Source organism: Veillonella sp. DNF00869 (genome assembly GCF_001553345.1).
Classification (GTDB): domain Bacteria; phylum Bacillota; class Negativicutes; order Veillonellales; family Veillonellaceae; genus F0422.
In genome coordinates this window covers 31,830-43,196 of record NZ_KQ960767.1, presented here as the reverse complement: position 1 = coordinate 43,196, position 11,367 = coordinate 31,830, and the positions used below count along the sequence as shown (strand labels likewise).

The following is an 11,367-nucleotide window of genomic DNA, read 5'->3' as shown; positions in this document are numbered from 1 at the left end:
TGCAACAAAAAAGAACCTCTAATCCACTAGGTTCTTTTCTAAGAATGTGGTACACTGTTACTATTATTTATTCTATCATTCCACTAGGTGTTGTGACCGCCTGTATGCACTCTTAAGAGCGACTATCTATATCAGTTGACACAACATCCTGACATTTGACATAGAGATACATACATCATGTATCAGAAAGGACAATCTATGAACTGGAACAATTATCTTTCAACTATGACACAAACACTTCCCCCTTCTGGGATTCGTAAATTTTGGGAAAAAGCAATGGCTATGGAGGGTGTGATTTCTCTTTGCGTTGGGGAACCCGATTACATTCCGCCCCAACCTGTGCTAGATGCACTGGTAGCCAGCGTGGAACGAGGGGAAACGAATTATTCCCCCAATGCAGGCATCTTGCCATTACGCGAAGCCATTAGCAATTGGTACAACCGCCGTTACCACGTACACTACGGCACAGATGAAATGATGCTCACCATCGGTGCTAGTGAAGCCATCGATTTGTCTTTACGTGCCCTCTTGAACGAAGGAGACGAGGTGTTAATCCCAAATCCATCCTACGTAGCTCACCAAGCAGAAGTTCACATGTGTGGTGGCAAAGCAGTTCCTGTACCCACACATTTAGAAGATGGCTTTAAACTTCGTGTAGAAGAATTGGAAAAGCTTGTAACAGAAAAAACAAAAGCTATTTTAATGTGTTACCCAAGCAATCCTACAGGAGCCATCATGGACTACGAAGATTTATTGCCTATTGCAGAGTTCGCTAAAGCCCATGACCTGATCATCATCTCTGACGAAATTTACTCAGAGTTAACTTACCACAAGGACCATGTATCTATGGCGTCCTTACCGGACATGAAAGAGCGCACTATCATCTTAAACGGTTTCTCCAAGTCCTATGCTATGACAGGTCTTCGCATCGGTTTTCTTTGCGCCCCAGCACCATTCATTACAGCTTGCATTAAATTGCACCAGTACAGCATCGTTGCTCCTGCTACTCCAGTACAACACGCTGCCATCGTTGCCCTAAACGAATGTGATGACTCCGTTATCGCTATGCGCCAAGATTACCTAGAACGACGTGACATGATCGTGAAAGGATTCCAAGACATGGGGCTACCGATTGCCGTACCAGAAGGAGCTTTCTACGTGTTCCCCGACATTTCTCAAACAGGTTTATCCGATGAAAGTTTCTGCGAACAATTGCTAGAACAACAACATGTAGCCGTTGTACCAGGCTCTGCTTTCGGCACCTGCGGTGCTAACCGTATTCGCTGCTCCTATGCGTCTTCTAAAGAAACTATTCAAGAGGCATTACGAAGAATACAAATTTTCTTAACAACATTACAGAAATAAATAATCTATAACAGACCATAGGTAGGTGAATCCTAATATTCTTCCTACCTGCTGTAACATCTTATAGATTACAGCAGCTCTAGACAACTTAAAAACCATAAAAGGGTTGTACCACTGCCACTGGCAGTTCGGTACAACCCTTTTTCTATCTCTTCGATATGTAGTTAAGCACGTTCACAAGAGGCCGTCGTGATATATACAGAATTATTTTCCACTTCTAGGAATCCCCCAGGTAGTATAAATTCTTCACTCTTGCCATCATGGTCAATGCGAATCGCCCCTGGCGCCAAAGCGCTCACTAAAGGCATATGATGTGGTTGGATACCAAACTCTCCATCAAGAGCTTTTCCTACCACCATCGTTGCGTCTCCAGAAAACACTGTTTCATCAGGAGTAATAATTGTTACATGCATGGTACTCATAGATTATTCTCCTTTCCCTAACATGTCCCTTCCTTTGGCAACAGCTTCATCGATAGTTCCCACCATGTAGAACGCACTTTCAGGTAAGTCATCATGTTTACCTTCTAGGATTTCACGGAAACCACGCAATGTTTCTTTCAATGGCACATATTTACCAGGACTGCCTGTAAATACTTCAGCTACGAAGAATGGTTGACTCAAGAAACGTTGAATTTTACGAGCACGAGCTACGGTTAATTTATCCGCTTCAGACAATTCTTCCATACCTAAGATAGCAATGATATCTTGTAAATCTTTGTATTTTTGAAGTACTTCTTGTACGCCACGAGCTACGGAGTAATGTTCTTCCCCTAATACTAATGGATCCAAGATACGGCTTGTGGAATCCAATGGATCCACGGCTGGGTAAATACCAAGTTCTGCAATGGAACGAGACAATACTGTAGTAGCATCCAAGTGAGCAAATGTAGCCGCTGGTGCTGGGTCAGTCAAGTCATCGGCAGGTACATATACGGCTTGTACAGACGTAATGGAACCTTCTTTAGTAGATGTGATACGTTCTTGTAATGCCCCTACGTCATTGGCCAATGTTGGTTGGTAACCAACGGCAGATGGCATACGACCTAGCAAGGCAGATACTTCGGAACCAGCTTGGATGAAACGGAAAATATTATCTACGAATAACAACACGTCTTGTTGTTGCACATCGCGGAAATATTCCGCCATCGTCAAACCTGTTAAAGCTACACGCATACGAGCTCCAGGAGGCTCATTCATCTGTCCATAAACAAGCGCTGTTTTAGACAATACGCCAGACTCTTTCATTTCATTCCAAAGGTCATTCCCTTCACGGGTACGTTCACCAACGCCTGCGAATACGGAGTAACCACCGTGTTCTGTAGCGATGTTATGAATCAATTCCATGATTAGAACTGTTTTACCTACACCGGCACCGCCAAATAGACCGATTTTACCACCTTTTACATATGGTGCAATTAAGTCTACGACTTTAATACCAGTTTCTAAAATATTAGTTTCTGGTGCTAATTCATCAAATTTTGGAGCGGCACGGTGAATTGGCCAATGTTCATTCACTTTCACTTCTGCTGGATCGTGGTCTACTGTTTCGCCTAATACGTTGAAAATACGACCTAATACACCATCACCAACAGGAACGGAAATAGCGGCTCCTGTGTCCACTGCTTCCATACCACGAGTCAATCCATCAGTGGAACTCATAGCAACACAACGAACTGTGTCATCACCTAAATGTTGCATCACTTCTACAACAATCTTAGATGCTTGTTCGTCGCCTTTTGTAATAGTAATTGCGTTGTAAATAGCAGGCAATTCACCTTTTGGGAAGACTACGTCTACCACCGGTCCAATAACCTGAACTACTTTACCTATATTTGTACTCATATACGAGATACTCCTTTATCTATTATTGCAATGCATTTGCACCGCCTACGATTTCAGAAATTTCGTTAGTAATACCTGCTTGGCGCAACTTATTGTATTCTAAGTGCAAGGTACCAATCAATTCGCCTGCATTATCAGTAGCGGATGTCATGGCCGTCATACGGGCACCTAATTCACTAGCCGCCCCATGTAGCAATGCATTATATACAGTGCTTTCCACATAGGCTGGCAACAATTGTTCCAATACAGACCCTTGGTCCGGATAGAATAAACTTTCACCGGCCTCTGCGGTATCGGACTCTAATGAAAGAGGTAATAAGCGCTCATGAGTCACTTCTTGCAATAAGGAGTTCACAAACTTAGTGTATACCAATACCACTTCATCTACCTCACCAGACAAGAACATGGTTTTCACTTGTTCCACAATGTCTTGAGCATGATGAAAGCCTGGTTTATCAGAAAAACCTTGCAACTCAGAGACTACAGAATAGCCATGGCCTCTGAAATATTCCGTTGGCTTACGACCCACTGTGAATAAACCATAGGCATCTGTTGGCGTATCCTTGAGCAAGGATTGCACGTATTTAATGATATTACTAGTATAAGCACCAGCCAAACCTTTATCCGCACCTACCACCACATAGGCTACCTTATTCACAGGACGAACTGTGAGTAGCGGTAAATCTGCGCCCCCATCTAGAGAGGACATGCTTTGATGCAGCATGTGGCGGAGACGTTCTGTATAAGGTTCAGTACCTTTCGCTTTTTGTTGTGCACGACGTAGACGAGCAGATGCTACCATCTTCATAGCTTTTGTAATTTGCTGCGTATTAGTGACACTTTTTATACGCTTGCGTAAGTCTTGTGCACTACTCATAGATTACGCCTCCTCTGGTAATAATTCGTGAGTAGCACCAAAGACATCAATACATTCTAAAATCGCTTGTTGCAATGTTTTTTCTGTATCTTCTTCTAATTTCTTAGTATCTCTAATTGATGCTAATACATTGGCATAATTACCATGTACATAGTGTAATAAGGCATCTTGGAATGCTGGTACATCATGAACAGCTAATCGTTTGAAATAGCCATTAATACCTGCATATAAACATACCACTTGTTCTTCTACTTTTAACGGAGAGTATTGTGGTTGTTTCAACATTTCAGTTAAGCGTTCACCACGATCTAATTGTGCTTTTGTGGAGGCATCCAAATCAGAACCGAACTGCGCGAAAGCAGCCAATTCACGATATTGTGCCAATTCCAAGCGCAATTTACCAGCTACTTGTTTCATCGCTTTAATTTGCGCACTACCACCTACACGAGATACGGATAAGCCTACGTCAACTGCTGGACGAACACCAGAGTAGAACATATCTGTACCCAAGAAAATTTGTCCATCAGTGATGGAGATTACGTTCGTTGGGATATAGGCAGATACGTCACCTGCTTGTGTTTCGATAATTGGTAAAGCTGTAATAGATCCGCCACCCAATTCATCAGATACTTTTGCCGAACGTTCCAATAAACGAGAATGTAAGTAGAACACGTCACCAGGGTACGCTTCACGTCCTGGAGGACGACGTAACAACAAACTCATCGCACGATAGGCAGCAGCTTGTTTTGTTAAATCATCATATACGCAAAGTACATGTTTACCTTGGTACATGAAATGTTCACCCATAGCTACCCCAGAATATGGTGCTAAGTACTGCATAGGAGCCCCTTCAGAAGCACCAGCAGACACAACGATCGTATAGTCCATAGCCCCTGCTTCTTCTAATTTTTGTACTACACGAGCTACAGTAGATTCTTTTTGACCAATTGCTACATAGATACAAATCACATCTTGTCCTTTTTGGTTCAAGATCGTATCAATAGCAATCGCTGTTTTACCAGTACCACGGTCACCAATGATCAACTCCCGTTGACCACGACCGATTGGTACCATCGCATCAATGGCTTTCAAACCAGTTTGCATTGGCTCAAATACAGATTTACGATCTGCAATACCAGGTGCTGGGTATTCTACAGGACGATATGTTTCTGCCACAATTTCACCTTTACCATCGATAGGTTGACCAAGGGCATTCACAACACGACCAATTAAGCCATCTCCTACAGGAACCTGCATGATGCGGCCTGTACGGCGCACTTCATCGCCTTCTTTAATCAAGAAGTCATTACCTAGGAGAACGGCGCCTACATTATCTTGTTCTAAATTGAGTACCATGCCATATACGCCATGAGGTAACTCTAACAATTCGCCAGCCATGGCTTTTTCAAGACCGTAGATATGCGCAATACCATCCCCTACTTCCAGAACAGTTCCTACGTCATCTACGTTTAATTCAACATTATAGTCCTGAATCTGCTGTTTAATAATGGCAGTAATTTCTTCAGGCGTCATTTTCATAATTAACCATTCACCCCAATCTTATTGGTACTTGCATTAAGCAATGATTTTTTTAATTCTTCCAATCGTCTAGCCATACTTCCATCAATCCGAGTGTCTCCCACTTGAATGACCATACCACCTAAGATGGATGGATCCACATATTCTTCGATGACACATTCTTTGCCAGTGATCTCTTGTAACTTACGTAATACTTTTTCCCGCATTGCCTCTGAAAGTGGTTCTATAACCGTTACTTTTGCTTCCAAAATACCGCGACTTTCACGGGAGCGTTTTACGTAAGCACGAGCTGTTTCCATGATATAGGGACTGCGACGGCGGTCCACCATAACATTGAGAAAATTCATAATCAATGGATGCACTTCACTACCAAAGATTTGTTGTAAAATTTTCTTTTTTCCCGCTACTTCTAACATAGGATTGATTAAAATTTGGCGTAATTCCTCATGGGTGGAAAATAAATCTTGCACATAGGAAAGATCTGTATCAAATTGTGGTAACAAACCTGATTCCTGTCCTAATTCAAATATAGCGGAGCTATATGTTTCTGCAATTCTTTCTACACTCATCGTATCACGACCTTATGGTTGTACTATCAAGTTTTGCAATGGTATCCTCTACAAGAGCTACATTATCAGCACTGGAAAAGTCTTTTCCAATTAACTTACCAGCCACTTGTACAGACAAATTCACAACTTCTGCGCGGATTTGTTGCATTGCTTTTTCCCGTTCCCGTTCAATTTCTTGGCGGGCGATTTCTTTTTCTTTCACTAGTTGAGCTCGTAACTCTTTGATTTGTGCTTGTGATTCTACTTCTGCTTGTTGTTTTGCGGTCTCGATAATCCCTTGTGCTTCTTTACGAGCTTCTTGCAATTGCGCTGTATATTCAGCTTTCAACGCAGCCGCTTCTTCTCTATCTTGTTCTGCACTGGTAAGATCATTCTCAATGCGACGTTTCCGTTCTTCCATGGTTTGCAATAACGGTTTATACGCATACTTTGCTAAAATCAACACTAGCACAATAAAGTTCAAAATCTGAAGTACGAGTGTGCCGTTTAAATCTACCAACGGTCATACCTCCTCTTAGCTAATGTCTATTATTTAAGTAAGTCTACCAATGGGTTTGCGAACACTAATACAATCGCGATAACTGCTGCGATAATAGGCACCGCTTCGATTAAGCCTACAGAAATTAACATATTTGTAAATAATTTACCAGATTGTTCTGGTTGACGAGTCATACCTTCTAAAGCTTTACCAGATACAAGACCGTCACCAATACCTGCACCAATCGCAGCTAAACCAATTGCTAAACCAGCGCCAATGGCAGAACCAACCAATACATACGCTTTTGCTAATAATAATTCCATTATGATTTCCTCCTAAACTATTAATGTCCATCTCCAATTGTCATCCCCAAATACGAGGTAACGAGCATGGCAAAAATAAACGCTTGAATAATACCGATTGCTAGACTAAAGGCTAACCATACGATAGGAAGTACATAGGGTACCAAGGCATATAATAATTCTAAAAGAATTTCTCCCGCTAGTATGTTACCAAACAAACGGAAGGCTAATGTGACAGGTTTCGCTATTTCTTCCATTAAGTTGATGATGATAAATAATTTAAATGGCTGCACAAAATGCTTAAAATAGCCAATTCCTTTGACTTTCAAGCCTACAATCCATACAAGAATTGAGCTTGAAATGGCTAATCCCAAGGTGGTGTTAATGTCATTTGTTGGCGATGCCAAGATATGCGGACTTGGAATCAAGCCCAATTCATTACTCACCAAAATAAACAGAAAATACGTAAATAGGATGGAGCTTAAAAACTTCCACTGATTGCCTAGGTTCGTTTTAAATTGACCAGTCAATCCTTCTAGCACGCCTTCCATCACATTTTGAATCCCCTGTGGTACCATGGCCCGTGACCGTGTAGCTAATAGTGTGACTACAATAATGATTGCCATCACTAACCACGTCATGTATAGCGTATCCATATTAAAGGATATGCCCATCCATTGAACAACATGATGATGCCCTGCATGTAACTCCATATTCCCACCCCCTTTCACATAGATGATTCCCTATTACGTTGACGTACATACATACTATACTCAACATATTGCATAGGAACAAACACACAGATTCCGCCTAGTACACCTTTCATGGAAATAGAAGGGATCTGCGTGCTTATGCCTACTAACAATACGATTAAGCTAAACCGACTCATAACACCAATCCAAACTCGTCGCTTTACATCTTCTAAGGTGGCATCTTTCATCTTATAGGTTTGTAGTGCTAAATACAAGAAATATACAACATATGTCATCATGCCCCATAGCCAACCCGTGATGTGCTGAGTCCAGTCCAGTATCCATAACACGACTACACCTAGTATAGCCACTGACAGTATCCATCGGCAATGACTTTTGATATAGGTTATATATTCTTTCATACAGTCTCCTTACATACACTGACGTATGACACCGTAAAGGCCTAGAAACCCACCGAAGATACCACCTATGAGCAACCCCCATGGGTTGGTGCCCACATAGTGATCAAAGGCATAACCAAGACCCATACAGATACCGATAGAACAAAGTATGGTAAATCCCGTAGTTGATGCTTTGGAGATAGCCATCCATAGATCTGATTTTTCTTTCCCCATAGACATACCTCCTATACCTCTAACATCGTAGATTATACCACCAATGAAAACAATTTTAACAATATATAAATTTTATATCTATCAAAACTTTCCATACGATTTGATTCAAAACCGTGTACATTCCTGAATTACACAGTCAACGAAAGTAGCTATCAACTTAATTATAACTAGAATGCATACATCGACTATTATTTTCCAAAGGACGATGGTTTTTCTTGATGCTCAAAAAATTCATGCCGTAAGGCTTGTACAATTCGTTCTGATGCTAATCCATCCCCATAAGGGTTCACTGCATTTGACATAGCAGTATACATTTCTGCATTCGTAATTAACTCTTTAGCTGTGGAGTATACAGTTGCTTTATCAGTGCCCACTAATTTTACTGTACCTGCTTGGACTGCTTCAGGTCGCTCTGTCGTATCACGAAGAACTAGTACAGGTTTACCCAAAGATGGCGCTTCCTCTTGAATACCACCAGAGTCTGTCATAATAAGATAGGTCCGATCCATTATGTTTGCAAATGGTTCATATTCTAATGGCTCAATCAAATGTACACGTGGCATATCACCTAGTACCTCTTGTACAATACTGCGTACCTTTGGATTTCGGTGCATAGGGAATATAACTTCAACCTCTTCATGTTCTCCAATAATATCACGAATTGCCTCATACACATTGCGCATTGGATCGCCTAAATTCTCACGACGATGAGTGGTCACCAAAATAACCTTTTGGTTCACGTAATCAATTTTGTTCAGCAACTCTTCAGTAAATGTGTAGTCTTCCTTTACTGTAGTTTGCAGCGCATCGATAACCGTATTCCCTGTTACATACAAGTGATCTGGATTTATATTTTCTTTCAATAAGTTTGCTTCTGATGTAGTGGTAGGTGCAAAATGGTACGTCCCAATAGCACCTGTCAACTTTCGATTCATCTCCTCAGGAAATGGAGAGTAAATATTACCCGTCCGAAGACCTGCCTCCACATGCCCAACAGGAATCCCTTCATAAAATGCCGCTAGTGCCCCCACAAAAGTAGTGGTCGTGTCGCCATGAACAAGCACCACATCAGGTTTTGCTTCTTTCAATACCTCTTGTAGTCCCATTAAGGCACGACAAGTTACATCATACAAGGTCTGCCCTTGACTCATAATATTTAAATCATAATCAGGTGTTATAGAAAACAAATGCAACACCTGATCTAACATTTCTCTATGCTGTGCCGTTACCGTAACGATGGACTCCATATCAGGCGCTGCTTCCAAAGCCTTAACAACTGGTGCCATCTTTATTGCCTCAGGACGTGTCCCAAATATGGTCATGACTTTTAACATAGTACCTCCCACATATTTCGTTTACTTCCTTTACCATGAAAGCCGTCATATACAAACTTTCCTAAATCACTTTATTAAGCTTTTTCAATTATCTCTATTGTATCATGTACAAGCCTTCCATACTAGTAGAAACTGTAAAGAAGTACATCGAAATAAAACGTCACACCCCTCCCCTACAGAGTGAGCAAATACTAGGCAACACGCCATAAGCGTAAGCAACATAGCGTAATATACTTAATTCTACAAACACCAGAAAGCATGCCCCCTTCCCTACAGAGTGAGCAAACACTAGGCAAAACGCCTTCAACCGCGAAGTAGATTATCTAGGGCATATGGCATTTCATTACTACCATTAAGAAAACGCAAAAAGACCGTGGTATGTTCCCCTCCCCACTCACAGAGTGAGTAAGTACTAAGCAAAACGCCATAAGCGTAAGCGACATGGCGTCGTATGCTTAATTCTGCAATCACCAGAAAGCGTGGCATGTTCCTGAACAAACATTATGAAATACCGTTTGTTCAGGAACATGCCACGCTTTCCCTTTGCCTAAAAATAAAAAACGCCATGAAGCATGAGCTCCTGGCGTTTTGCATAGCTATTTACGAACGTCGTTGTCTTTGGATATAATCCCAATTTTTGTTGCTGTCCACACGCATGCACAAAGTATAACAAGCACTAGCAAGACTCCTATGACAAAGTTTGCTTTTGCCGCCACGATAGACACACAACCTAAAAGTGCAGTGATGGCATACATCAGCAACACAGCTTGTTTTTGTGTGAGCCCCATCGCCAGTAGACGATGATGCAAATGTCCTTTATCTGGTTGGAATACAGGGCGTCCATTAATACGTCGACGTACAATGGCAAATAAAGTATCTAAAATTGGTAATCCTAACACAATCACAGGTACCACCAATGCCACAGTCGCTGCCGTTTTTACACTGCCCATGACAGAGATAGCTGCCATGGTATAACCCAATAGCATACTGCCTGTATCACCCATAAATATTTTGGCAGGATTAAAGTTGTAGCGCAAGAATCCGCAAGCCGCCCCAGCTAATGCCAAAGTAATGCAAGCCAATTCGATTTGCCCCATTTGCAAAGTCACGATACAAATCGTAATACACGCAATGAGAGAAATCCCTGCTGCCAATCCATCTAATCCATCAATGAGATTCACAATATTCGTAAACCCTACAATCCAAAACACCGTCAACGGTATGGCAAAATATTCTAAATACAATAGATGGTCACCAATGCTTATAAAATGCACCGCATTACCAAACAGTGGCAACATAAGAGCCGCCAAAATTTGTCCCATCAATTTTGTTTTTGGACCAATTTGTTTAATATCGTCCCAAATCCCTACTGCTACTAGGATAATTGAACCTACAATCAATCCTTTGACAGAAGACACATCTTTCACGCTATATAGCAAAGATACCATATAGCCAATATAAATCGCCAATCCACCTAACCGTGGAATCGATACTTGATGCACTTTACGTGCATCTGGTTTATCAATAGCACCTACCTTAACAGCAAATTGTTTTACTAAAGGCGTGCAAATATATGTTACTACGAGAGCAATGACAAAGGCCCATAAATATACTGTCATTCCACCACCTCCATACGTGGTATTTCATGATTATAACAAGTGATTGTCAATAGTCTGTTATTCGAATACTTAGTTCATTGTATATAGACCATATTTATTAATTATATCAGTTA

Annotated in this window: 13 protein-coding genes; 1 reads left to right on the top strand and 12 read right to left on the bottom strand. The window is 41.3% G+C overall.

Annotation, left to right across the window (positions count from 1 at the left end; genetic code table 11):
- Positions 1–198 precede the first annotated feature (198 nt).
- On the top strand, positions 199–1,365 hold the full coding sequence (locus tag HMPREF3032_RS02485; protein WP_062401505.1) for a pyridoxal phosphate-dependent aminotransferase: 1,167 nt from the start codon (positions 199–201) through the stop codon (positions 1,363–1,365).
- A 164-nt stretch (positions 1,366–1,529) separates the two neighbouring features.
- Here HMPREF3032_RS02485 and atpC read toward each other — a convergent pair whose 3' ends face one another.
- The 12 genes from atpC to HMPREF3032_RS02425 all read right to left on the bottom strand — a co-directional run bounded on the left by atpC (position 1,530) and on the right by HMPREF3032_RS02425 (position 11,254).
- A complete protein-coding gene (gene atpC, locus HMPREF3032_RS02480) occupies positions 1,530–1,787 on the bottom strand; it encodes an ATP synthase F1 subunit epsilon (protein ID WP_062401503.1) in 258 nt (85 codons plus the stop codon).
- 3 nt (positions 1,788–1,790) lie between these two features.
- Positions 1,791–3,209 carry a F0F1 ATP synthase subunit beta gene (gene atpD / locus HMPREF3032_RS02475; RefSeq protein ID WP_009353331.1) on the bottom strand — a complete coding sequence of 473 codons (1,419 nt, stop codon included), beginning with the start codon at positions 3,207–3,209 and terminating at the stop codon, positions 1,791–1,793.
- A 22-nt stretch (positions 3,210–3,231) separates the two neighbouring features.
- Positions 3,232–4,086 (bottom strand): ATP synthase F1 subunit gamma, encoded by an 855-nt coding sequence (gene atpG / locus HMPREF3032_RS02470; RefSeq protein WP_062401502.1) that lies wholly within the window; start codon positions 4,084–4,086, stop codon positions 3,232–3,234.
- 3 nt (positions 4,087–4,089) lie between these two features.
- The gene (gene atpA / locus HMPREF3032_RS02465) at positions 4,090–5,625 is read right to left on the bottom strand and encodes a F0F1 ATP synthase subunit alpha (RefSeq protein ID WP_009353315.1); all 1,536 of its coding nucleotides are present in this window, start codon (positions 5,623–5,625) and stop codon (positions 4,090–4,092) included.
- 2 nt (positions 5,626–5,627) lie between these two features.
- Positions 5,628–6,194, bottom strand: coding sequence for an ATP synthase F1 subunit delta (gene atpH / locus HMPREF3032_RS02460; protein ID WP_062401500.1), 567 nt, complete (start codon positions 6,192–6,194; stop codon positions 5,628–5,630).
- Positions 6,195–6,198: 4 nt separating this feature from the next.
- On the bottom strand, positions 6,199–6,693 hold the full coding sequence (atpF, locus tag HMPREF3032_RS02455; protein ID WP_062401497.1) for a F0F1 ATP synthase subunit B: 495 nt from the start codon (positions 6,691–6,693) through the stop codon (positions 6,199–6,201).
- A 29-nt stretch (positions 6,694–6,722) separates the two neighbouring features.
- Complete coding sequence (atpE, locus tag HMPREF3032_RS02450) at positions 6,723–6,995, bottom strand: F0F1 ATP synthase subunit C (protein WP_009353316.1); 273 nt, start codon at positions 6,993–6,995, stop codon at positions 6,723–6,725.
- Positions 6,996–7,015: 20 nt separating this feature from the next.
- Positions 7,016–7,687: a F0F1 ATP synthase subunit A gene (atpB, locus tag HMPREF3032_RS02445; RefSeq protein WP_009353413.1), complete on the bottom strand. Its 672-nt coding sequence runs from the start codon at positions 7,685–7,687 to the stop codon at positions 7,016–7,018.
- Positions 7,688–7,701: 14 nt separating this feature from the next.
- Positions 7,702–8,088 (bottom strand): ATP synthase subunit I, encoded by a 387-nt coding sequence (locus HMPREF3032_RS02440; RefSeq protein WP_062401495.1) that lies wholly within the window; start codon positions 8,086–8,088, stop codon positions 7,702–7,704.
- A 9-nt stretch (positions 8,089–8,097) separates the two neighbouring features.
- Positions 8,098–8,301: an AtpZ/AtpI family protein gene (locus tag HMPREF3032_RS02435; protein ID WP_009353299.1), complete on the bottom strand. Its 204-nt coding sequence runs from the start codon at positions 8,299–8,301 to the stop codon at positions 8,098–8,100.
- Positions 8,302–8,489: 188 nt separating this feature from the next.
- A complete protein-coding gene (wecB, locus tag HMPREF3032_RS02430) occupies positions 8,490–9,635 on the bottom strand; it encodes a non-hydrolyzing UDP-N-acetylglucosamine 2-epimerase (RefSeq protein WP_062401492.1) in 1,146 nt (381 codons plus the stop codon).
- A 596-nt stretch (positions 9,636–10,231) separates the two neighbouring features.
- Positions 10,232–11,254: a glycosyltransferase family 4 protein gene (locus tag HMPREF3032_RS02425; protein WP_062401490.1), complete on the bottom strand. Its 1,023-nt coding sequence runs from the start codon at positions 11,252–11,254 to the stop codon at positions 10,232–10,234.
- Positions 11,255–11,367: the final 113 nt, after the last annotated feature.

What these genes read in the sequence shown, in the direction of transcription:
- HMPREF3032_RS02485 (WP_062401505.1), top strand. Translation starts at nt 199, where the DNA reads ATGAACTGGAACAATTATCTTTCAACTATGACACAAACACTTCCCCCT.
- atpC (WP_062401503.1), bottom strand. Translation starts at nt 1,787, where the DNA reads ATGAGTACCATGCATGTAACAATTATTACTCCTGATGAAACAGTGTTT.
- atpD (WP_009353331.1), bottom strand. Translation starts at nt 3,209, where the DNA reads ATGAGTACAAATATAGGTAAAGTAGTTCAGGTTATTGGACCGGTGGTA.
- atpG (WP_062401502.1), bottom strand. Translation starts at nt 4,086, where the DNA reads ATGAGTAGTGCACAAGACTTACGCAAGCGTATAAAAAGTGTCACTAAT.
- atpA (WP_009353315.1), bottom strand. Translation starts at nt 5,625, where the DNA reads ATGAAAATGACGCCTGAAGAAATTACTGCCATTATTAAACAGCAGATT.
- atpH (WP_062401500.1), bottom strand. Translation starts at nt 6,194, where the DNA reads ATGAGTGTAGAAAGAATTGCAGAAACATATAGCTCCGCTATATTTGAA.
- atpE (WP_009353316.1), bottom strand. Translation starts at nt 6,995, where the DNA reads ATGGAATTATTATTAGCAAAAGCGTATGTATTGGTTGGTTCTGCCATT.
- atpB (WP_009353413.1), bottom strand. Translation starts at nt 7,687, where the DNA reads ATGGAGTTACATGCAGGGCATCATCATGTTGTTCAATGGATGGGCATA.
- HMPREF3032_RS02440 (WP_062401495.1), bottom strand. Translation starts at nt 8,088, where the DNA reads ATGAAAGAATATATAACCTATATCAAAAGTCATTGCCGATGGATACTG.
- HMPREF3032_RS02435 (WP_009353299.1), bottom strand. Translation starts at nt 8,301, where the DNA reads ATGGGGAAAGAAAAATCAGATCTATGGATGGCTATCTCCAAAGCATCA.
- wecB (WP_062401492.1), bottom strand. Translation starts at nt 9,635, where the DNA reads ATGTTAAAAGTCATGACCATATTTGGGACACGTCCTGAGGCAATAAAG.
- HMPREF3032_RS02425 (WP_062401490.1), bottom strand. Translation starts at nt 11,254, where the DNA reads ATGACAGTATATTTATGGGCCTTTGTCATTGCTCTCGTAGTAACATAT.